General features: G+C 60.0%; 22 protein-coding genes. 19 read left to right on the top strand and 3 right to left on the bottom strand.

The genetic code is table 11. The features are described from left to right. The first annotated feature begins 123 nt into the window (after nt 1–123). From AC1DUY_RS16680 to AC1DUY_RS16655, 6 genes are all read left to right on the top strand, one after another. Nucleotides 124–1029: a branched-chain amino acid ABC transporter permease gene (locus AC1DUY_RS16680; protein WP_089263793.1), complete on the top strand. Its 906-nt coding sequence runs from the start codon at nt 124–126 to the stop codon at nt 1027–1029. After that, the gene (locus AC1DUY_RS16675; protein ID WP_231077724.1) at nt 1026–2045 is read left to right on the top strand and encodes a branched-chain amino acid ABC transporter permease; all 1020 of its coding nucleotides are present in this window, start codon (nt 1026–1028) and stop codon (nt 2043–2045) included. The genes AC1DUY_RS16680 and AC1DUY_RS16675 overlap by 4 nt, the downstream gene beginning before the upstream one ends. Then, a complete protein-coding gene (locus AC1DUY_RS16670; protein WP_478115634.1) occupies nt 2045–2812 on the top strand; it encodes an ABC transporter ATP-binding protein in 768 nt (255 codons plus the stop codon). Before AC1DUY_RS16675 ends, AC1DUY_RS16670 begins: the two co-directional genes overlap by 1 nt. After that, entirely contained in the window at nt 2812–3525 is a 714-nt protein-coding gene (locus AC1DUY_RS16665) for an ABC transporter ATP-binding protein (RefSeq protein ID WP_374725681.1), read from the top strand. Before AC1DUY_RS16670 ends, AC1DUY_RS16665 begins: the two co-directional genes overlap by 1 nt. A gap of 67 nt (nt 3526–3592) precedes the next feature. Then, nucleotides 3593–4378: an SDR family NAD(P)-dependent oxidoreductase gene (locus tag AC1DUY_RS16660; protein ID WP_231077722.1), complete on the top strand. Its 786-nt coding sequence runs from the start codon at nt 3593–3595 to the stop codon at nt 4376–4378. 81 nt (nt 4379–4459) lie between these two features. Next, nucleotides 4460–5203, top strand: coding sequence for an SDR family NAD(P)-dependent oxidoreductase (locus AC1DUY_RS16655; protein ID WP_478115631.1), 744 nt, complete (start codon nt 4460–4462; stop codon nt 5201–5203). Nucleotides 5204–5535: 332 nt separating this feature from the next. Here the strand turns inward: AC1DUY_RS16655 and AC1DUY_RS16650 are convergent, their stop codons facing one another. Both AC1DUY_RS16650 and AC1DUY_RS16645 read right to left on the bottom strand, forming a co-directional pair. After that, on the bottom strand, nt 5536–6348 hold the full coding sequence (locus AC1DUY_RS16650) for an SDR family NAD(P)-dependent oxidoreductase (RefSeq protein ID WP_231077720.1): 813 nt from the start codon (nt 6346–6348) through the stop codon (nt 5536–5538). Nucleotides 6349–6381: 33 nt separating this feature from the next. Continuing rightward, complete coding sequence (locus AC1DUY_RS16645; protein WP_439057579.1) at nt 6382–7224, bottom strand: MurR/RpiR family transcriptional regulator; 843 nt, start codon at nt 7222–7224, stop codon at nt 6382–6384. A 135-nt stretch (nt 7225–7359) separates the two neighbouring features. On the opposite strand from AC1DUY_RS16645, the gene AC1DUY_RS16640 reads away from it, so the two are divergent. The 7 genes from AC1DUY_RS16640 to AC1DUY_RS16610 all read left to right on the top strand — a co-directional run bounded on the left by AC1DUY_RS16640 (nt 7360) and on the right by AC1DUY_RS16610 (nt 14225). Continuing rightward, a complete protein-coding gene (locus tag AC1DUY_RS16640; RefSeq protein WP_120288867.1) occupies nt 7360–8655 on the top strand; it encodes an ABC transporter substrate-binding protein in 1296 nt (431 codons plus the stop codon). 69 nt (nt 8656–8724) lie between these two features. Beyond that, the gene (locus AC1DUY_RS16635) at nt 8725–9651 is read left to right on the top strand and encodes a branched-chain amino acid ABC transporter permease (protein WP_175368212.1); all 927 of its coding nucleotides are present in this window, start codon (nt 8725–8727) and stop codon (nt 9649–9651) included. A 1-nt stretch (nt 9652) separates the two neighbouring features. After that, on the top strand, nt 9653–10666 hold the full coding sequence (locus tag AC1DUY_RS16630; RefSeq protein ID WP_089263801.1) for a branched-chain amino acid ABC transporter permease: 1014 nt from the start codon (nt 9653–9655) through the stop codon (nt 10664–10666). A gap of 3 nt (nt 10667–10669) precedes the next feature. Next, nucleotides 10670–11413: an ABC transporter ATP-binding protein gene (locus tag AC1DUY_RS16625; RefSeq protein ID WP_175368214.1), complete on the top strand. Its 744-nt coding sequence runs from the start codon at nt 10670–10672 to the stop codon at nt 11411–11413. Continuing rightward, nucleotides 11326–12114, top strand: coding sequence for an ABC transporter ATP-binding protein (locus AC1DUY_RS16620; protein WP_439075627.1), 789 nt, complete (start codon nt 11326–11328; stop codon nt 12112–12114). The genes AC1DUY_RS16625 and AC1DUY_RS16620 overlap by 88 nt, the downstream gene beginning before the upstream one ends. A 29-nt stretch (nt 12115–12143) precedes the next feature. After that, a complete protein-coding gene (locus AC1DUY_RS16615) occupies nt 12144–12728 on the top strand; it encodes an ATP-binding cassette domain-containing protein (protein WP_441252456.1) in 585 nt (194 codons plus the stop codon). A gap of 54 nt (nt 12729–12782) precedes the next feature. Then, a complete protein-coding gene (locus AC1DUY_RS16610; RefSeq protein WP_231077713.1) occupies nt 12783–14225 on the top strand; it encodes an NAD-dependent succinate-semialdehyde dehydrogenase in 1443 nt (480 codons plus the stop codon). 310 nt (nt 14226–14535) lie between these two features. On the opposite strand, the gene AC1DUY_RS16605 is transcribed toward AC1DUY_RS16610, so the two are convergent. Beyond that, complete coding sequence (locus AC1DUY_RS16605) at nt 14536–16236, bottom strand: IlvD/Edd family dehydratase (protein ID WP_231077712.1); 1701 nt, start codon at nt 16234–16236, stop codon at nt 14536–14538. 194 nt (nt 16237–16430) lie between these two features. On the opposite strand from AC1DUY_RS16605, the gene AC1DUY_RS16600 reads away from it, so the two are divergent. Genes AC1DUY_RS16600 through AC1DUY_RS16575 form a run of 6 tightly spaced genes read left to right on the top strand, consistent with a single transcriptional unit; the run spans nt 16431 to nt 22370 of the window. Beyond that, on the top strand, nt 16431–17714 hold the full coding sequence (locus AC1DUY_RS16600) for an ABC transporter substrate-binding protein (RefSeq protein WP_093760902.1): 1284 nt from the start codon (nt 16431–16433) through the stop codon (nt 17712–17714). Nucleotides 17715–17723: 9 nt separating this feature from the next. Beyond that, nucleotides 17724–18674, top strand: coding sequence for a carbohydrate ABC transporter permease (locus tag AC1DUY_RS16595; protein ID WP_093760900.1), 951 nt, complete (start codon nt 17724–17726; stop codon nt 18672–18674). An 11-nt stretch (nt 18675–18685) separates the two neighbouring features. Next, nucleotides 18686–19528 (top strand): carbohydrate ABC transporter permease, encoded by an 843-nt coding sequence (locus tag AC1DUY_RS16590; protein ID WP_439060444.1) that lies wholly within the window; start codon nt 18686–18688, stop codon nt 19526–19528. 9 nt (nt 19529–19537) lie between these two features. After that, nucleotides 19538–20674, top strand: a complete 1137-nt coding sequence (locus AC1DUY_RS16585; RefSeq protein ID WP_175368218.1) for an ABC transporter ATP-binding protein — start codon at nt 19538–19540, stop codon at nt 20672–20674. Then, a complete protein-coding gene (locus tag AC1DUY_RS16580) occupies nt 20671–21690 on the top strand; it encodes a Gfo/Idh/MocA family protein (RefSeq protein WP_120288875.1) in 1020 nt (339 codons plus the stop codon). Before AC1DUY_RS16585 ends, AC1DUY_RS16580 begins: the two co-directional genes overlap by 4 nt. After that, nucleotides 21687–22370, top strand: coding sequence for a GntR family transcriptional regulator (locus tag AC1DUY_RS16575; protein ID WP_093760894.1), 684 nt, complete (start codon nt 21687–21689; stop codon nt 22368–22370). Before AC1DUY_RS16580 ends, AC1DUY_RS16575 begins: the two co-directional genes overlap by 4 nt. Nucleotides 22371–22404 lie beyond the last annotated feature (34 nt).

Genomic DNA, 22404 nt, shown 5'->3' with positions numbered 1-22404 from the left:
ATGACGTGGCCCGTCGCATGGCGACGGGCTCGGCCGCTCCGTCGCACATCCGGCCTGCCGTTCGCGTCGGCCGGAACAGGCTCGTTCAGACCATCGAAGGTCAGACCATCAAAGGACTGCGCTGTGAACCTCGAAGCCCTTGCCTCCTGCCTGTCATCGTCAGCCTGCGCCGTGACGCAGATATCGACGGCGCTCATCATCGGCATGCTGCTGTTCATGGTGGCGTCCGGCCTGTCGCTGATCTTCGGCGTGCTCGGCGTCATCAATTTCGCCCATGGCGCGTTCTATATGGCTGGCGCCTATATCGCCTTCTTCACCTATCAGGCGACATCGAGCTTTTTACTGGCATTCCTGGCCGGCGCGCTCGGGGCAGGCCTGATCGGGGTCATCTTTGAGCGGTTCATCATCAGCAAGGTGTATGGCAAGGACATCCTGATGCAGTTGCTGGTTTGCTACGCCATCATCCTGATCTTCGACGATCTGGTGAAGATCATTGCCGGCCCGGAATACAAGATGATGGGCATGCCCGACGTGTTCGCGCTTCCGCCGCTTGAATTCGCCGGCGGCTTCGTTCCGGCCTATTACGTCTTCATGATCGTCGCGAGCCTGTCGATCGGCGCGATGCTCTGGCTCGCAATCGAGAAGACCCGGATCGGCAAGATCATCCGCGCCCTCGCCATCAATCCGCAGATGGTCGGCGCACTCGGGATCAACACGACGCTGCTCTACGCGGCCGTGTTTGGCGTCGGCAGCATGTTGGCGGGTATCGCCGGCTCCCTCGCGGCGCCGACACGCACATTGACGCCGGGTATGGGTCTATCGATCCTGATCGAAAGCTTCATCGTCACCGTGATCGGCGGGATGGGATCGATTGTCGGCGCGCTGATCGCAGCGTTGCTCATCGGCTTCACGCGGGCCTTCGGAGCGATCGGCTTCCCGCTCTTCGTTGACGGGATCATGTTCGGCATGATGGCCGTCGTTCTGATCGTCAAGCCCAGCGGTTTGCTCGGCCGGGAGATCGCGCGATGATGAAAGCGGGGTTCCTGCGCGATCTGTTCTTTGCGGCTGCCGTGCTGATCGTTTTGATTGTCGTACCGTTCATCTTCACCAAGCCATCGCTGCGCGACTTCCTCATCTATGTGATGGCCTATGGCCTGCTGGCGATGTCGCTGAATCTCCTCGTGGGGCTCACGGGGCTGGTCTCGTTCGGGCATGCGGCCTTCTTCGTGTCCGGCGCCTATATGTTCGGTCTGCTGATGCAGTCCGGCCGCGTGTCGATCCCCGTTGCAATTCTCGTCACGGTGCTCGGCACTGCGGTGCTTGCGCTGGTGATCGGTGCGATCTGCGTGCGGCTCAAGGAAATCTATTTCTCCTTCATCACGCTGGCCTTCCAGATGTTCATCCACTCGATCATCCTGACATGGGTCAGCTTGACCGGCGGGGATCAGGGCTTGCGCGGCGGCATTCCGCGGCCCCCGTTCTTCGGCATCGATCTCAGCAGCGGTGTGTCGCTTTATATCTTCTCGGCTTGCGTCTTCGTCGTCTGTATCCTGATCATGCGTCAGGTCTGGCAGTCGCCGTTCGGCTACACGCTGCGCTTGATCCGCGACAATCCGAACCGGGCCAATTACCTCGGCGTCGATATCGTTCGCATGAAGCTCGGCGTGTTCATCCTGGCCGGTGCGATGGCCAGCGTTGCCGGCATCCTGCTGTCGCTGTTCGTCTCCGGCGCCTATCCGGAATTCGGCTTCTGGACGACCTCGGGCGAGGCCATCTTCATGATCATGCTCGGCGGCTCGCAACTGTTCGTCGGGCCGATCATCGGCGCCATCCTGCTGCGCCTGCTCGAGCATTTCGTATCCATCTACACAGAATATCACGGCCTGGTGCTGGGCATCGTCATTCTGGCCATCGTGCTCGGTCTGCGGCAGGGTATCGCCGATTACATCGTCGAATTTCTGCAGCGACGCAAAGAGGCCAGGGTGGCTCCTGCCCAGGACGCTTCCGCCAAGGATGCCGCCTTCGCCAAGGAGAGGATTGCCTGATGCTCTCGGTGCAGAACCTCGACAAACGCTTCGGCGGTGTTCACGCCACGCGCAATGTCTCGATCGATTTTCCCGACGGCTCGCTCACGGCGATCATCGGACCGAATGGCGCAGGCAAGACCACCTTCTTCAACCTGATCTCGGGCGCGTTCCGGCCGAATTCGGGGAAGGTCATTTTCGACGGTCAGGATATCGTTGGTAAATCGAGCCTCGAGGTCGGGCGGCTCGGCATGACGCGGGCGTTCCAGGTCGCCGAGATCTTCCCCAGCCTGACCGTCACCGAGGCGATCATGGCGACGGTGATCTCTCATTTGCGCAAGTCATGGACCTTTCTGCGGCGGTTTCCTGTCGCGGAAGCCAAGGCGCGGACGGAAGAGATCATCGAACTGCTCGGGCTCGCGGACAAGGCGGGGACGCTCTCGCGCAATCTCTCCCATGGCGACCAGAAGCTGCTCGATATCGGCCTTGCGCTCGCCATGGAGCCAAAGGTGCTGCTGCTCGACGAGCCGACCGCGGGCATGGGGCCGGACGAGCGCTGGCGCATGATCGGCAAGGTGCAGCATCTGTGGCAGGTCAAGAAGATGACGGTGCTGTTCATCGAGCATGACATGGATATCGTCTTCAAGATCGCCCAGAAAATCCATGTGCTGAAATACGGCGCCGTGCTCGCGCAGGGCACGGCCAACGAGATCCGGCGCAATCAGGATGTCATCGACGCCTATCTCGGTGCCGATCACCATCTCTCCGCAGCAGTGGGAGAGGCATGATGACCGACCCGTTCCTCCATGTCGAAGCGGCAGACGTCTATTACGGTGCCAGCCAGATCCTGTTCGGCGTCGATCTCGCGGTCGAGCAGGGGCAAACCATGGCGCTGCTCGGCCGTAACGGCGCCGGCAAGTCGACGACGTTCAAGATGATCGCCGGCCTCGCGCCGCCACGCCGCGGCAAGGTTGCTCTTGCAGGTCAAGGGCTGGCCGGTCGACCGTCCTACAGGATCGCGCGCGCGGGGATCGGCTATGTTCCGGAGAACCGGCAGGTGTTCCCCGACCATACGGTCGATGACAATCTCATCGTCGCCGCCAAGAAGGGGCCGCGCGGCGACCATCACTGGAATCGCGAGCGCATCTATGAGGTGTTTCCGATCCTCGCCTCGATGAAGGACCGCCTGGCCGGCCGGCTGTCGGGTGGCGAGCAGCAGATGCTGACCATCGCCCGCACGCTGATGGGCAATCCCGATGTGTTGTTGCTCGACGAGCCCAGTGAGGGCCTCGCGCCGATCATCGTCCAGGCCATCGGCGAACTTATCAAGACGCTGCGCGGCATGGGCGTCACCATTCTGCTGGCCGAACAGAACATGCATTTCTGCCTGGGTATCGCGACCCATGCCACGGTGATCGACAAGGGACAGATCGTGTATCGCGCGACCATAGATGAACTCAGGCACAACGAGGACATCAAGCAACGCTATCTTGCGGTCTAGCGCCGTCGCCATCGTCAAACGCGCAGCTTTGCTGCGTGCAACAAGAAACGGACAACGGGAGTGCAGGATGAAACGAGACGAGGGGCGCGGCCGCATCGCCGTGGTGACGGGCGGAGCAAGCGGAATCGGCCTAGCCACAGCCGGTATCTTGATCGAGCGCGGATGGCGCGTCGTCATTTCGGATATCAATGCGAAGGCCAATCAGGAATCTGCAGCGAAGATCGGCGCGGACTCCGTGCCGTTCGACGTGACTGATGAACACGCGACCGAAACGGCTTTCGCGGATATCGAGGCGCGGCTGGGGCCGATCGAGGCGCTGTTCGCCAATGCCGGCGTGATCCAGTCCGGCGGCCGTGCAGAGAACCTGCCGCTCGCCGAATTCGACAGGGTAATCGCCGCCAATTTGCGCGGCGTTTACGTGTCCTGCCTTGCGGCCGGCAAGCGCATGACCAAGCGCGGACGCGGCGGCATCGTGATCACCGGCTCGGTCACGGCATCGCGCACAGCGCCGTTACACGCCTATGCGCCCTCGAAGGCTGCGGCGGTTCATATGGCGGCGTGCCTCGCGGCCGATTGGGGCCGTTCGGGTGTGCGGGTCAATGCGGTGTCGCCGGGCTATGTGGGAACCCCACCGGTGCTCGCCAACATCGAACGTGGGACGCGAGATCCGAAACTGCTGATCGAAGGCTCCGCGCTGGGACGCATGGTCGATCCGGAAGAAATCGGACGCGGCGTCGCGTTTCTGCTGTCCGACGACGCGTCGGCGGTTACCGGGATCAATCTTCCGATTGATGCTGGGTGGCTCGCGAGTTCGCATCTGACGACGTATGGCGGCGTGCCGCCGGCGCGCTGACCGTCGTCACGTCAACCGAATTGAACACCGTACTCTGCGTGGGTTTACAGAGGTGTGGTAACACAAGCGGGAATTATCGTCATGACGTCTTCTGAAAAATCCCCATTCGATCTCACCGGACAGCGCATTGTGATCGCGGGCGCGGCCGGCGGCATCGGCAGCGCTACGGCGAAGCTATGCGCACAGCAAGGCGCGACGCTTGTGCTGGTCGATATCGCAGGCAAGGATCGTATCCGCGAACGCGTCGGTGCCGAGGTTGCGGACCGCTCTGAAATTTACGGCCTCGACACCGGCTCGCGGCCCGACGTGACGGCGCTCGCGAGGCAGACTGGACCGGTCTATGGACTGATCGATACGGCGGCGATCGCACCGCATGACGACTGGATGGCCGAGGACTGGGAAGAGTCGCTTGATCGCGTCATTCGCGCCAATGTGAAGGGGCCGATCAATCTGACCCGCGCCTTCCTGCCCGGCATGATGGAGGCCGGCGAAGGCCGCATCGTGCTGTGCGGATCGGTGGCCGGGTGGATGGGCGGTCTGCGCACCGGGCCGCATTATGCCTTTGCCAAAGGCGGCATCCATTCCTTCGTGCGCTGGCTGGCGAGTAGGGCCGCACCGCGCAACGTCCTCGTGAACGGCATTGCGCCGGGGCCGGTAGAGACCGCGATGACCGAGGGCAAAGGCTATGACACATCGCTCTATCCGTTGAAGCGCATGGCCAAGCCGGAAGAGATCGCCGCCACCGCGGTGTTCTTATGCGGCGCTGGCAGTGGTTACGCCTCCGGTGCGATTTTCGATATCAACGGGGCCACCCACTTCCATTGACTGCTGCGGGCGCTGATCGCCTGCAGGACGCGGCGGATCTGCGCGCTGCGCCACCCACGATAACGCTGGGCCTGGCGTGTCACCGAGAAGATAGGGCGGCACGCATTGTTCGCCGCAATAGGTGCGGTCACATCCGCCGATCCGTCGGCTTGCGAGACAAAGGGATGTCACTTATTCGCTTGCAAGGTCTATGTCCGCTCCTGGCGCAAAGCGGACTCCTGTGAAAAAGGTGCCGCAGGTTTCGTGGCGAAGTTGCGCAGCGGCTTGCAACTAATACCGAACTGATTGCGGTTCCTGCATTCCCGATGGTCACCTAGCTGAGAGTTTGAGGCTCATGCCGGCCAGAGCTGGCCGCCGCCGTCGACGCGAATGACCTGCCCCGATACGAACGCTCCCATAGGTCCGGCAAATAACTCAATGACGCGCGCAACCTCGTCTATGGTGGCAATCCGGTCGAGCGACCCTTCCTGGATCAGGCGCGCCGGATCGACGGTACGTGTTGCCATAAACCGCTCCGTGCGTGTGTCGCCTGGGGCGATCGTGTTGACGGTGACATCATAGATTCGCATCTGGTCGGCGAGACACCGGGTAAAATGCATCGCGCCGGCTTTCGCCGTTGCGTAGATCGATGCATTTGTGCGTCCTTTGAATGCTGCAACTGAGCCGATGTTGATAATACGCCCCCGGCGTCGGTCCATCATGCCTCGCGCCACCTGCTGGCAGACGAAGATTGTGCTAAGAAGATTACGGTCGATGACGGCCCGCACATCTTCGGCCTTGATATTTACGACATCATTTGGGTTTGGCTTTCCGCCTGCAGCCGCGATGTCACCGCCGGCATTATGCACGAGGATGTCGATGGGGCCGAGATTGGTCTCGGTGACTTGAACGACCCGCTCGATGTCTTCCGATATCGTAAGATCGCCGAGAACCTTGAAAGTGCGGACGCTGTGTTTGTCGGCTATCGATCGAGCGACATCCGTAAGCGTTTCGGTACCACCAAATTCGGCAGGGCCGTGCTCGCGCATGCCGTGAATAGCGATATGGCAACCGAGGGCTGCGAGCCGTTCGGCAAAGGCGCGGCCAAGCCCGCGACCTGCACCTGTGATAAGTGCGACCTGGCCTTCCAGCATACGAGCGGACATGACTTCATCCTGTCAGTTAAATGAGAGTTATCTTCAGTCGAGTGTAAGCGTGAGACCGACGGCCAGTGTCTGGGCGAGACACATGGGGGCGACCATCGTACGAAGTGCGGCTTCCGGCATATCCGGAATTTCGAAGACGACGCTGGCACCCTCGACAATGGGGCTGAGCAAGCTGTCCGTGATCGAGATGACGGGCAGGCGGCGGGCTACGAGTTCCGGAAACAGTCGCGCTGTGTCGGGATTGTAGACCCTGAAGCTGATGGCAACGAGCGCATCGGCGGGCGTCGCCGAAGCGGCCTGGTCGCCAAGCGCGCTGCCAAGTCCATCAAGGATAACAACGCGGCGCCCGAGTTTGCGCAAAACATAGGTCAGATGAGCTGCGACCGGGAAAGAGCCGCCAAGGCCCAGGACGTAGATCGTCTCTGCGGCGCCAAGCAGTTCGATCGCGCGCGCAAGATCTGCCTGCCTTACGCGGTCCTGCAGGCTTTCGAGCGAGACCATGCCTTCTGACGCGAAGCGGGTCAGAACCGCCTGAGGATTGTTCGCATCCTGAAAGCGGCCGTCGCGTCGCAGCCCGGTGATGCGCTCCTTGTAGCTCGGTGGCACGCTGGCGACGAGCCTTGAACGGAACACCTGTTGCAATTCCGTGAAGCCGCCATAGCCCAGTGCACGCGCAAATCTCACAATGGCGGACGGCTGAACCTTCGCACGCTGTGCGACTTCCGCGACGGTCCCGAGCGCCATCTCGGTGGGATGCTCAAGTGCAAACTCAGCGATCACCCGGAGGCGATCTGAAAAATCCGGATGTTGGCGTGCGATCTCATGACGGAGGTTTTCATAAGTGCCGTGCTGGGGGGCTCTGGCTTTAGTGGGCATGCGGTTGGCTCGTATTTGCGGTCATCGATTTCTCTGACTTGTATATTCTACTTTACATACTTCGTGGAATGTTTATTCTAAATCCATACAATGCGCGGACATCAATAAAAGAGCCGCCGATTCCAGGAGGAAACAATGAAGCGACGTAGCGATACGTCCGGGCTGTCCCGGCGTGCCCTCGTGAAGGGCGGCTTGCTGTCTGCCACAGCGACATTTTTCGGTCCATGGCAACACACACGTGTTCTGGCGCAGGGAGAAAAGAAGCCAATCAAGTTGGGGCTCACCTGTGATGCCAGCGGCCAATACGGCAATAGCGGGCAGGACGATATGCGTGGCATTCGCCTCGCAATTGATGAATTCAACGCAAAAGGCGGCGTGCTCGGTCGCAAGATTGAATGGACGACGGCCGACACCGAAACCAATGCGGCGACAGGTACACGCATCGCGGAGCGTTTCATTACGCAGGAGCAGTGCGGCTTTCTGATCGGCGCCGTGCATTCGGGCGTCGCCAATGCCATCACGCAAGTCGCGAATAAATACGGCACCGTCTATTTCAACACCAACTCGTCGGCACCGAGTGAGGCAGGTGAGAACTGCTCGCGCATCAAATTTGTCTGGGATGGGAACGGCACCAATTTTTCCAAGGCCGCCGTCCAGAACGCGGTTCAGAAGATAGGCAAGAAGTGGCTGTTGCTGACCAACGACTATGTGTGGGGGCACACGACATCGGCCGCGACCAAAGCCGAGGTCGAGAAAGCCGGCGGACAGATCATCGATAATCTGCTGATCCCGCAGAATACCCGCGATTTCACCTCCTATCTCCTCAAGGTGCAGCAGGCCAAGCCTGATGTGGTCGCCATGGCCGTTGGCGGCGATGATATGAAGGCGCTACGTCAGCAGATCAGTGCGTTGAAGCTGGAAGAGAAAACAGCCTGGATTAACAATCAGCAGGATTGGCCCGATATCTGGGGTGCGGAGGATACGCTGTTCGGCGTCTTTGGCACCAACTGGTATCATCTTTTGCCGCTACCCGGCGTTGCTGACTTCGTCAAGCGGTGGCAAACAACCTATCCGCAGTCGCCCATTCCGGTGCCGGGGAATGTCTCCTACAACGGCTACATCGCGACACGCGAATTGCTGCGCGCCATCGAGCGCGCCGGTACGACCAGCAATCATGCTGTGATCAAGCAGTTGGAAGGGCACAAGATGCTCGCTGCCGACCGCATGCAGCATTTCGATGCGTATATCGATCCTGTGACGCATCAAGTGCAGCAGACGATCTATCTTGCCCGCCGCAACGCAAAACCCGCCGACAAGACGGATCTGTATGAGGTCATCAGCTGGACCAAGCCCGAAACGGCGGTGGACGAAGCCTCACTGGAGAAATGCAAGATGAAGGCGCTCGCCGACGTTCCAGTCTTCGACACATAAAGCTTACGCATGAGCGCCCGGAACGTTCTCCGGGCGCTCATGCTCGCTCATTGGAATAGATGAACGCTTATGTCGCTGCTCAATCTCCTTCCGCATTTGCTGAACGGTATAGCGCTCGGCTTGCTTTTCTCCCTGATTGCACTTGGCTTTATGCTGATCCTCGGATTGATGGAGCAGATCAACCTTGCCCATGGCTCGTTGTTCGCTCTCGGGGCGTACTTTGCCTACGCTATTTGTGGGGCGAAACTGCCGTTGCCGCCGGATGTCCTGATCGCGTGGGCGGGGGTGCCGCTTGGCTTGCGGTTTGCCACAGCAGTTGTCGTAGCCCCGATCCTGGTTGCGCCCTTTGGCCTTGTGCTTGAACGATTGATGCGCCGCACCTATGGGCGCGATCCGCTGTATGGGCTTCTGCTCACCTTTGGTGTTGCCATGGTGCTGGAGGAGTTGATCCGCGTGGTTTGGGGCACGCGCGACTACATGATGCCGGTACCGCGTGACATGTCCGGCGGCTTTATCATGCTCGATCTGATCTGGTCGACCTATCGCTTCTGGGCTGCCGGCATGGCGATCGTGGCCATGGGAGCCGTCTGGTTCATCGTCGAACGCACGCGTTTCGGTGCGATGGTCAAGGCAGGCGCCCATGACAGCGAAATCGTCCAGGCGCTCGGCATCGATCTGACGCGATTGCGGGTTTGGGTGTTCGTCCTTGGCACGATGCTCGCGGCGTTCGCCGGTGTGATCATGGCGCCGCTTTGGGGAATCCGGCCGCATATGGGAGTCGATGCCGTTGTCCCGGCATTTCTCATCATCGTGCTCGGTGGTGTCGGGAGCTTCTGGGGGGCGGCGTTGGGCGGGCTCCTGGTCGGCATGGTGGTCGGGCTGTCCGGTGCCTATGCCTCCGAATGGTCGATGCTGTCCATGTATCTGTTGTTAATTGTCGTCGTGACGTTCCGCGCACGGGGCCTGTTCGGCAAGAAAAGCGTGTTGGAGGCTTGATATGGCAGCAGCCCGTACGGTTCCCAGCTTCACGCCTGCGATGCTCGTTACATGGATCCTGTTTGCAACCGTTCCCTTCTGGATCGAGCGGGTCGGCCTCTATCAATATCTCGGGGTCGAGATCCTGATCTTTGCGCTCTATGCGCTGGCCTACAATCTGGTTCTGGGCCATGCGGGATTGCCGTCGTTCGGGCATGGCGCATTTTTCGGGATCGGTGCCTACGCATTCGGTCTGGCGCAATCAAACATCGCGTCGAACCTGTGGGTCTGTCTTGCGGTTGCTGCATTTGCGGCCGCAATAGCGGGCGCTTTTGTGGCGCTCTTCATCTCGCACAGGCGAGGCATCTATTACGCATTGATGACCATCGCTTTCGGGCAGATCTTCTGGTTCATCGCGATCAAGGCGCACCGGATAACCGGCGGCGAAGATGGCTTGCTCAAGATTGAGAGGCTACCCGCCTCGCTTGGCATCACCACGTTCAACCTTGGCAGCAACATCGCGCTGTACTACTTCGTGCTGGCAGTCTTTGCTGTTGTCTCGTTCCTGCTGTGGCGGCTCGTGCATTCCCCCTTTGGGCGGGTGGTGAAGGCCATAAAGCAGAACGAAACACGTGCTCGTTTCGTCGGCTACGACGTCTGGCGCTACAAGGCGGCGGTCCTGGTTGTATCCACGACCTTATCGGGACTCGCGGGCGGATTGTTCGCGATGGCACAGACGTCCGCCTTCCCGGACGTGATGAGTCTGCACTATTCCGGCTACGTCGTCATGATGACATTGGTGGGTGGCGGGCTTGTCTCGTTCTGGGGCCCCGTCATTGGTGCCGTGGCCTTCTTCCTTGCACGCGACGTCATCGGATCATTCACCACCGGATGGATGCTATGGTTCGGCCTGTCGTTTGTTGTCTTGGTGCTTTTCAAGCCGGAGGGGATCGCCGGCATGTTTGCCGGCGTCATGAACGGACGAGACAAAATCGTTCCGCGCCCTGCCGCCGCTCCGCAATCGCAGGCGAGGTGAGCCATGCCCCTGTTTGAAGCCAAAGACCTGCATCTGCGATTCGGCGATCGCGTCGTGCTCGAGAGCGTCTCGCTTGCATTTGAAGCCGGCCAATTGTCCGGCATCATGGGGCCGAACGGCGCCGGCAAGACGACCTGTTTCAATGTGCTGACTGGCCGCTACAAGCCCAATCGCGGGCAGGTATTGTGGCAGGGAGACGATATCACCGGGAAAAGTCCCCAGGATATCGCACGCCTCGGCATCGCACGGTCGTTCCAGCTGATGAACCTGTTCGACGAGTTCACGGTATTCGAGAACATAGCCATTGCGCTTCCGGGCACGCGCCGGCGTGGGCATGACATGATTGCTCAGGCATATGCCGATACCGCGCTGGTCGACGAAGCTCACAGCATTCTCGAAAAGGTGGGTCTTGCAGGACGCGCCAACGATGAAGCCAAGTCGCTCTCCTATGGCGCACGCCGCGCGCTCGAAATCGGCGTCGCGCTGGCCTGTCGTCCAAAGCTGCTTTTTCTCGATGAACCGACTGCGGGTCTGGGTAGCGACGGGCGCGCGCGACTTACCGATCTCATCCTTCAGCTCAAAGGCGACCTGACCATCGTTGTCATCGAACATGACATGGAATTCCTCTTCTCGCTGGCCGATGAGATATCCGTCATTCATTGGGGGCAGGTGATCGCGCGCGGCGCGCCGGCCGCACTCAAGACGAACCCATGGGTCGAGGCTTCCAACCTGGGGCGGCTCAACTGATGCTCGATGTATCCAGTATCGATTCTTTCTACGGCGAGACGCAGGCGCTGTTTTCGGTCTCGTTGTCCGTACGCGCAGGCGAGGTGCTTGCCCTGCTCGGCGCTAACGGCGCTGGCAAAACCACGGTGCTCCGCTCCATCCTCGGTCTCACGCGCGCGCGCCGGGGTGACATCCGTTTTCAGGGAAAGTCGATCGCAGCAAGCGCGACGCATCATATAGCATGCGCCGGAATTGGCTGGGTGCCGGACGACCGTCGCCTCTGTCCGACACTCACCGTCGCGAAAAATCTGTCGTTAGGCGAAAAGCGCACGAACTTTCGAGGATGGTCTCTCGGAGAAGTCACCGAGATTTTCACACCGCTCAAATATCTGATGACGCGCGAGGCCGAGACTTTGTCCGGCGGCGAGATGCAGATGGTGGCCATTGCCCGCGCGTTGCTCGGTTCACCCGGCCTCGTGCTGTTCGACGAGCCAAGCCAGGGCCTTGCACCGAAAATCGTCGATGACGTGATGGCTGTCATCCGGCGCCTCAGGCAGGCGGGCATTGCCAGTATCGTGGTCGAACAGAATGCCGATGTCGCATTGAGCGTTGCCGATCGGGTTGTTGTGCTTTCGCAGGGGCATGTTGCCTGGGCGGGGGACGCGGCGGCACTGACTGCAGATCTCAGCCTCAAGCGCAAGCTTCTAGGAGGGCTGTCATGAGCGATACGCCGCTACTTGCGCTGGAAGGCGTGATCAAGATCTATCGCCGCGGCTTGCTCGACCGGGAGCCCGCATTTCAACTGCACGTGGATCGTGCTTTCATGCAGCCCGAGATCGTGGGCGTCATGGGGCCAAACGGCGCCGGCAAGACGACGCTATTCGAGATGATCGCGGGATCGAACGTGCCGTCGGAAGGGCGCGTGATGGTTGCCGGTCAGGACATGCAGAGGGTTCGCTATCTTCAGCGTGATCGTCTGGCCATTCATTACCATCAATCCTATCAAGTCCGTCAGTTCAGAAAGACGAGACCGTCCTTCACGATGGAGCAGGCTGCAAGCGCCTATCCGCTCGTTCATCTGTTCGATGAACCGCAGTTCAATACCCAGGATGGCTATATCGGATTCATGCTGGATTTTTTCCGCAAGCTGCGCACTGAGAAGCGGCTCGTTTTCATCTGCCTGCATCCGACGGCGACGTTTCAGCTGACGATCCTCAAGGAGATCTGCGAGCGTTTCCTGTTCGTCAGCGGCGGAGCGGTCACTAACTATGCTCATTTTGATGACCTCACCAGCCAGCCCGATGTCCGCCAATATCTTGGTGTGCTGGCCCCCTGAATAGACTCGCAACTCAATTCACGACAAACCGAAATCTGGAACAGGATTCAATCCATGCAGCGACAATATCTCGATACGCTCCCGCACTATATCAATGGCGCATGGGTCCAGCCAACTTCGGGCGATTACCAGGACGTGATGAATCCATCCACGAATACGCCCATCGGCAAACTCGGGCATGCGTCAAAGGCCGATCTCGACAAGGCGATCGCGGCTGCTCAATCCGGCTTCAATACCTGGCGACGCGTCTCCGCCTTCGAGCGCAGCAAGATCCTGCGCAAGGCTGCCGATCTGGTGCGCGCGCGGGTCGAGCAGATCGCCACCATTCTCACCTTTGAGCAAGGCAAGCTCCTGGCCGAGGCGAAGCTCGAAGTCATGGGCTCGGCCGACGTCATCGAATGGTTCGCCGAGGAAGGTCGCCGCGCCTATGGCCGCATCATTCCGGCGCGCGCCGACGGCGTCCGCAACATGGTGCTGATGGAGCCTGTCGGTCCGGTGGCGGGCTTCTCGCCCTGGAATTTTCCGGTGTTACAGGCTGCTCGGAAAATCTCCGGTGCGCTTGCCGCCGGTTGCTCGATCATCATCAAATGCCCCGAGGAAACGCCGGGTTCGCCAATCGAGTTCGTAAAATGCTTCGAAGAGGCCGGTGTGCCCGCCGGTGTGATCAATCTGGTTTACGGCGTTCCGGCCGTGATCTCGGAATATCTCATCAGCTCACCGGCGATCCGCAAGATATCGTTCACGGGATCTGTCCCGGTCGGCAAGCATCTGGCCTCGCTTGCCGGACAGCATATGAAGCGCTCGACCATGGAGCTTGGCGGCCACGCGCCCGTGCTAGTTTTTGACGATGTCGAGACCGATGGCATTGCTACACTTCTGGCCGGCATGAAATATCGCAACGCGGGCCAGGTCTGTGTTTCGCCAACGCGGTTCTTTGTTCAGGAGAGGTCCTACGACAAGTTTGTTGCCAAATTCACGGACCTTGCGCGCGGTATCGCAGTCGGAGACGGGTTTGATCCCAACAGCAAAATGGGACCGCTTGCTAATCCGCGGCGGGTCAATGCGATGGAAACCACTCTGCTCGATGCCCAGGAGAAGGGTGCTAAAGTCGAAACGGGTGGCAAGCGCATTGGCAATGCGGGCAACTTCTTCGAGCCGACTGTACTGACGAATGTCCCCGCTCATGCGCGAATTATGCACGAGGAGCCATTTGGCCCGATCGCGGTGATGCTACGTTTCAAGGATGCCGATGAAGTGCTGGAGCGCGCCAATAGTCTGCCGTTCGGTCTTGCGAGCTATGCCTTTACCAAGGATGCGAAGACTGCAACCAAGGTGTCCGATGGACTCGACCACGGAATGGTATCTATCAATCATTTTGGTATCGCGCTTCCGGAAACGCCATTTGGTGGCGTAAAAGAGTCAGGTTACGGGCACGAGGGAGGTATTGAGGGGCTTAATGCTTACTTGAGTACAAAATTCGTGAGCCATCTCGGTTGAGTTTGGCAGCTAGTCTCTCATGAAACCGTGGACGCAATTCTTCGTTCTGGATGCGGGTGTAGGGGAAAGTATCGACGCGTCGACAGTTCCCTTTGTAGATCGCTTTTGACCGCTTATGGCGCAAAGCGGACATTGATACGAGCCTGGGATGGATAGCTTGCTTACGGCGCATTATGAACGGACGGTTGAAGTCATTCTTCTCAAGATGAGCGGACATTCTCAGAGCTCACGGGAGTGGGCCAACGCAATCTTTGATAGTATCCGTTTGTAAAGGCGGATTGCAGGCGATGCGTGATCGCGAGGTAAAGTCTTACGTCTTTTTCGCGATCATGAAATCGAAGTCGCAGCCCTTATCGGCTTGCGTTACTGTCTGCTGAAACAGGCGAGCGTAGCCACGTTCAGGCAGGACTGCATGAACCTTTGACTGTGCTGCGCGGCGCCCGTCGAGTTCGGATTCATCGACCAGGAGGTTGATGGACCGCCCATCGACGTCAAGCCTGATCTGATCACCGTTGCGGACCAGTCCGAGCGGGCCGCCCACCGCGGATTCGGGCGTGATATGCAGCACGATTGTGCCGAATGCAGTGCCACTCATGCGGGCATCTGAAATGCGCACCATGTCCTTCACGCCTTGTCGGCCGAGCTTTTTGGGGATCGGTAGATAGCCCGCTTCCGGCATGCCGGGAGCGCCTTTGGGGCCGGTGTTCAGCAATACCAGAACGTCGTCGGCCGTTACGTCGAGATCGGGATCGTCGATCCGTAGTGCCATGTCCTCGACAGAAGTAAACACCACGGCGCGGCCGGTGTGCTGCAGCAGCCGGGGCGTCGCGGCCGAGCGCTTGATGATCGCGCCGCCTGGTGCGAGGTTGCCGTACAGCACGGCCATGGAGCCTTCGGCCTTGATCGGATTGCTGCGCGGCCGGATGACGTCCTGACCGGGGACGATCTCAGCTTCGGCCGCAATCTCGCCCAGCGTCTTGTCTGCGATGGTCGGCGCGCTGCCATCAATAAGGTCACCAAGTTCTGCAAGCAACCTGGGCATGCCACCAGCGTGATGGAAATGTTCCATGTAGTGAGCGCCCGAGGGTTTCAGATCGATCAGCACAGGCGCAATGCGACCGATCTCGTCGAGCATGTCGAGATCGTAACCATAGGGCGTTCGGTTGGCGATCGCGGTGAGATGAATGATGCCGTTGGTGGAGCCGCCGATCGCTTGCATGACAACGGTGGCATTACGGAAAGCTGCAGGTGTCAGCAATTCCGAGGGACGTGGTCCGCCGCTTACCGCCATTTTGGCGGCGCGCTTGCCGCTTGCTTCGGCGAGACGGAAACGTTCGGCGTGCGGGGCAGGGATGGTCGCGCTCATCGGCAGCGACAGGCCCAGTACTTCCGTGACGCAGGCCATCGTGCTGGCGGTACCCATCACCATGCAGGTCCCGACGGATGGCGCGAGGCGTTCGTTGACTATCTCGATTTCCTCGGCGTCGATCTCGCCGGCGCGGTGCGCGCTCCAGAGGCGGCGACAATCGGTACAGGCGCCGAGCACCTCACCCTTGTGATGACCGACGACCATGGGGCCGACAGGGATCACCACCGTCGGCAGATTGACGGATGCCGCGGCCATGATCTGGGCCGGCAGCGTCTTGTCACAGCCGCCGATGACCACGATGGCGTCCATCGGCTGCGCGCGGATCATCTCCTCGGTGTCCATGGCCATCAGGTTGCGCAGGAACATCGAGGTGGGGTGCGCAAAACTTTCGTGGATCGAGATGGTCGGGAACACCATGGGCATCGCGCCGGCCAGCATCACGCCGCGCTTCACAGCCTCGATGATGGCAGGGACGTTACCGTGGCACGGATTGTAGTCGCTGTAGGTGTTGGTGATTCCAACGATCGGGCGCTCCAGCGCATCGTCGGAATAGCCCATCGCCTTGATGAACGCCTTGCGCAGAAATAGCGCAAATCCCGCGTCGCCATAGTTTGTCAGCCCTTTGCGAAGCCCTTTGGACATGTCGTTTCCCCTGCGGCCACCAAAGCCGATTTTCTTCGTTACATCGCCGGCGTCGTTGGAATTGTCAATAATCCTATTCGATACAGCGGATATAATCGCTAATACCTCGGAATTGGATATTTATTATTGACAATATACCTGGACCTGTTCCAGGGTCCGGCCCAATAAAAAACAGACATCCGGAGGAGATCACCATGACGGCACGGAGAATTGGACTGGCTGCGGTTGTCGCGGCGGCCACCATCGCGAGCGCTGCTCCCGCTTTTGCGCAGGCCACGCAGATCACGATGTGGAGCAACTGGCCCGACGAGCCCGCCAAGAAGGATTGGGTGACGACGCGGGTGAAGGACTTTGAGGCTGCGAACAAGCAGTGTTCGGTCAAGCTCAGCTTCATCCCGAAAGCGGATCTCTACACCCAGGCCAAATCAGCGGTGCGGACCGGGCAGGCGCCCGACATCTTCTACATGGAGCCGGATCAGCCGGAATTTCTCGCCGGAGGCTTCCTCGAACCGCTGGATAGCTATGTCGATCTGGCGCAATACGAGGACTGGTCGAAACCAGCCTGGACATCGAAGGGCAAAGTCTACGGCCTGCCGGTCGAGGCCTATACGGTCGAGCTCTACTACAATAAGGACGCGGTCAAGAAGGTCGGCGTGGATGTACCGGCGTCGTTCCAGCTAACGCAGGAGCAGTTCACCGATCTGGTGAAGAAGGGCGTTGCCGCCGGCATCACCCCGGTGTCGCAGGGCGTCGGCGATCGTCCGTTCCCGGGTGGCTTGCTTCTGTTCGAGTCGCTGCTGCGTAAGCTCGGTATCGAGGACTATGGCAAGCTGCTCAATGGTGGGCTGTCGTTCAAGGATCCGCGCGTCGTTGAAGTCATGACCTGGATGAAGGGGCTGGTCGATGCCGGTGCCTATCCGAAGAGTTTTTCCACGCTGAAGCTCGGTGAGTCCCACTTCTATTTCTACAACACGCCGGGCGCGCTGACCTTCCCGGATCCGAGCTGGTTCACGGGTCGCGCCTTTGCGCCACCGGAAGGTGGTGGCATGCCGGCCAATTTCCCGCTCGGCATCATGCAATTCCCGGCAATGGACAAGGGCGCTTGTCAGGACTGCAAGACGCTCGCCGTCGCCGGCAGCTTCGTGATGTATTCAAAGAGCAAGAACAAGGATTGCGCCGGTGCGCTGATGAAATCCATGGCCACCGTCGAGAATGGCACCAAGTGGATGGAGCAGGTCTCGCTGCAGACCGGTCTGAAATCCGACCCGGCCAAGATCAACAGCCCGCGCAAGGACTACTTTGCGGAGCTCAACGCACGCAACAAGAACGTCAAATACTTCTTCGGCACGCCTCTGCTGTATTACCGCGCCAAGTGTGCGGAGACCTACACCCAGGTCATGAACAACGCTTTTCCGGCTGGCCTTCTGAGCGTTCAGGAAGCCGCGGAGAAGATGGACAGCGCCTGCTTCAAGAGCTGAGTACTAACAATGACATCGATCAGCATTCCATCCGCTGCCGAGGAGGGGGCTCAGCACGCAGCCCCCTCGCTGGCCGATCCGCGCCGGGCGAGCTGGTGGGTGCTGGCCGTCTTTCTGGCGCCGGCTTTGGCGGTGTATATCGGACTGACCGCCTATCCGGCGTTTCGAACCTTCTATGACAGCTTCTTCACCATTGAAGGTCTCGATGCGACCTTCGTCGGCCTGGATAACTATCGCGCGCTGATGTCCGACGAGACGTTCTGGGTGTCGGTGCGGAACACATTCATCTGGTCGTTCATCGCGCCCGTGCTCGATGTTGTGACAGGCCTGCTGCTCGCACTGGCGCTATATGCGGGCGTTCCTGCCGCGCGCTTCCTGCGGGTCGCGTGGTTCACTCCGGTCCTTCTATCCTACGTCGTCGTCGCGATCCTCTGGATGTGGATATTCAACTACGACTGGGGAATCCTCAACGCCATGCTGCGCGCCGTCGGGCTTGGGGCACTGGCGTCGTCCTGGCTCGGTGATCCAAATTTAGCGCTCGGCGCACTCATCGTGACCCATGCCTGGAAATGGGCAGGCTTCAACATGGTGGTCTGTCTCGCGGCGATTCATTCGTTGCCGCGCGAGGTACTAGAAGCCTCCGAACTCGACAATTGCGGCTGGGGCGCCAAGCTGCGCTACGTCATTGTGCCGATGCTGCGGCCGACCTTGCTGAACCTTTATATTCTTGCCTTCATCGGCAAGATGAAGATCTTCGATCTGGTCTGGATCATGACCCAGGGCGGCCCGCTATGGGCGACCGAAACCGTATCTACCTACGTCTACAAGCGTGCTTTCAACTGGAACACCTTTGATCTCGGATATCCTTCCGCCATCGCGTCGGTGTGGTTCGTGGTGGTCTGCGCCGCTGTCATCATCCTCAATCGCCTTCTGGCGACCCGCGAACGTCTGGAGTACTGATCGTGGCTGCCATGCTTGCGGAACGCGCACCTTTGCCGCGTTTCTTCAGCCGCGGAGCGCTTGCTCTCGTGCTGGGCCTCTACACTATCTACACGCTGGGACCGTTCCTGTGGCTCGCCACGATGTCGGTGCGCACCACCGCCGAGATCAGCGCCGACCACTATGCGTGGCCCAAAGTGTTCCACTGGGAGCAGTTCCGGATCGCCTGGGTCGATTCCGATTTTGCGACCTATTTCTGGAATTCCACGATTGTCGTGGTGGGCGCCGTCGCCGTCGTGACGCTGCTTGGCGCCGCAGCAGCGCATGCGTTGGCGCGCTATCGTTTCCGCGGCAATCGGCTGGTCTACGGCATCCTGTTCTCGTCGATCATTTTCCCGCCGCAGATTACGTTGGTCTCGCTGTATCAGATCCTGGTCGACTACAATCTTTACAACAGCCTGCTCGGGCTGACGCTGGTCTATGTGTCGCTGCAGCTGCCGCTGACAATCTATCTTCTGGAAGGGTTCTTTGCGCGCATTCCGCAGGATCTGTTCGACGCCGCCAAGATCGATGGCTACGGCGATCTCGAAATTTTCCGGCGCATCGTGCTGCCCATCGGCATGCCGGCGATTGCCACTACGCTGATCCTGAACTTTATCCAGCTCTGGAACGAGTTTCTGTTTGCCGTCGTGCTGATCACCGATCCTGATAAGCGCACGCTGCCGGTCGGCATTCGCGCCTTCATGGGCGATCATTTCCAGGACATCGGCATGATCGCCACCGGCGTCATGATCTCCGTCATTCCGGTGATCATCGTCTACGTTTTCTTCTCAGAGAAACTCATTCGCGGCATGACTGCCGGCGCAATCAAATAAGAGGCAGCCATGGCCGTTGTCACCCTCGACAAACTCTCCAAACAATATGGGCCGACAGGTCCGGTAGTCGTTGACAAGGTCGATCTTCATATCGGCGACGGCGAATTCATGGTTCTGCTCGGGCCCTCAGGCTGCGGCAAGTCGACGACACTGCGCATGATCGCGGGCCTGGAAGAGATCAGCTCCGGCAAGCTCTCGATTGGCGATCGCGTAGTCAATCAGGTGCCGGCCAAGGATCGCGACATCGCGATGGTGTTTCAGTCCTATGCGCTCTATCCGCATATGAGCGTTGCGGACAATCTCGCCTTCGGCCTGCGCCGGCGCAATTTCGCCGCTGCCGAGATCGAACGCCGGGTGCAGGATGCGGCGAATATTCTTGGTCTGACGCCGCTGCTGACGCGCAAGCCCAGCGCGCTGTCCGGCGGCCAGCGCCAGCGTGTCGCACTCGGGCGCGCCATGGTGCGCGAGCCGATGGTGTTCCTATTCGACGAACCGCTGTCCAACCTCGACGCTGCGTTACGCGTCAACACCCGCAGCGAGATCATCAAGCAGCACAAGCGGCTGGGATCGACGATGATCTATGTGACCCACGACCAGGTCGAGGCCATGACCATGGGAACGCGGATCTGCGTCATGAATGCCGGTCGCGTTGCTCAGATCGGCGCGCCGCTCGACGTCTATTGGGAGCCGGCGGACACGTTCGTCGCCCGATTCTTGGGATCGCCACCGATGAATCTGGCGACGGCGGTTGTCGCTTCGGCCAATGAAAGCTCTGTGGCACGAAGCCAGAGCCTTGAGACGGCGCTGACGCGCTGGTCGCCTCAGTTATTGGGAAAGCTGGTAGACCAAAAAGTGACAATCGGCGTGCGCGCCGAGGATTTGCATATCAACAAGGCGGCGTTGGGCAGCGAGCCTGCGGGCCATGTGCGGGGGCGTACGATCGCGGTGGAGCCGTTGGGCGCGGAAACCTTGCTGTTGGTCGAAATCGAACCCGACGTGGAGTGGACGGCGCGATTGCCGCGTCATGTGCCTGTCGCCATCGACGAGACCGTCGATCTGTATTTCCCGGTCAATGCGGTCTTCGTGTTTGACGCAACGACGGGCCGGGCCGTCATCGGCGAGAAGCGTCGGGATATCGGGCAATGAGCAAGCCGTTGCGGATCGGATTGATTGGTGCGGGGTGGGTCACGCAATATCATCTGCTGGCATGGCAGAAGCTCGCGGGGCGTGCCGCGGTCGTCGCGATCGCCGATCCCTCGTCGGAGAATGCTGCTGCGCGCGCCCGGCAGTTCGGTATCGGGCAATGCTTTTCGCGCGCGGAAGACATGCTGGCGGCATGTGAACTCGATGCGGTCGATATTGCTGCGCCGCGTGCCTTCCATGCGCCTTTGGTACGCCTCGTCGCCGATCGTGGTCTGCCGGTGCTTTGCCAGAAGCCGCTCGCCCCGACACTCGCAGAAGCCGAGGCGTTGGCGCGTGATGTCGAGGGTCGCATCCGGTTGATGGTGCATGAGAACTGGCGCTTTCGTGCATACTATCGCGATGCCGCATCCTGGATCAGGGACGGTCGTATCGGGGCGGTGACAGCTGCCCGTCTGACGCTGCTGACATCGGGCACGATTCCCGATGCAAACGGCCAATATCCTGCGATCGAGCGCCAGCCGTTCATGCGCGGCGAGTCCCGCATGCTGGTGGCTGAAGTGCTAATTCACCATCTCGATACTTTGCGCATGCTGCTAGGCCCGCTGGATGTGATCGCGGCGGCGCTGACCCAAACATGTCCGGATATTGCGGGTGAAGACGGTGCCGTGATCCAGATGCGATCCCGCGGCGGCGCCGGTGTGTCGTTGTTCGCGAGCTTTGCAGCTCATGGCGCGCCGATATCGCAGGCCGATCAACTCGAAATCCTTGGCACGATTGGCTCAATTCGGCTCGAAGGTACGCAGCTGAAGCTGACGGGCGCGCAAAGCGAGATCCGCGCCTACGATCTAGCTGCGACCTATCAGGGTTCCTACGATGCGACCATCGCGCATTTCATCGATGCGCTGCAAAGCAGCGCGCCTTTCGAGACCTCTCCCGCGGACAATCTGCAAACCCTGCGCCTTGTCGAGGATTGCTACCGGTTGTCAGGGCGCGAAGCATCTCGAGGCAATGCCAGATGACCGTCACCAAAATTGCGTCACGCGCCGATGAACAGGCCGAGATCATCCGACGTGTCGAAGAGGATATCATCTTTGGCCGATTACCGCCCGGCGCGCGGCTGATCGAAGACAACCTGATGGAACGCTATGGCGCCTCGCGGCACTTCGTGCGCCAGGCGCTGGTGCATCTCGAGCATACCGGCATCGTCCAGAGGGAGAAGAATGTGGGCGCGACGGTGCGTTCCTATTCGACGGCCGAGGTGAAGCAGATCTATGAAGTGCGCGAGATGCTCACGCGCCAGGCCGCACTGATGATCCCGTTGCCAGCCAAGGCGTCGCTGATCATGGAGCTCGAAGCCATTCAAGCAGAATATGTGCGGTATGCCGAGCGCGGCGATTTGCGCGGCATTCACGACACCAATGACGCGTTCCACATCGCTCTGTTTGCGGCGTGCGGAAACCCGTATCTGGTGCGATCGCTGCAGGATTACATGGGCCTGACACTGCCCATGCGTGCCAAGAACCTTGCCGATCACAACGGGCTGCAGGTGTCGATCCAGCAGCACGATATGATGATTTCACTGCTGCGTGGCAACGACAATTGGGCGCTGTCGCAGCTCTGCGTCGAGCACATGCACTCCAGCAAGGCCGATTACCTGCAACGCGTGGCCGTGCCCGGCCCAAATCTAGGGCCGGACTGACAGGCCAACACGCATATCGATTCCGCATCTCGAC

The organism is Tardiphaga sp. P4_G1 (assembly GCF_056401215.1).
Note: the sequence above shows the minus strand (reverse complement) of the source record. Positions and strands in the feature narration are given on the sequence as shown.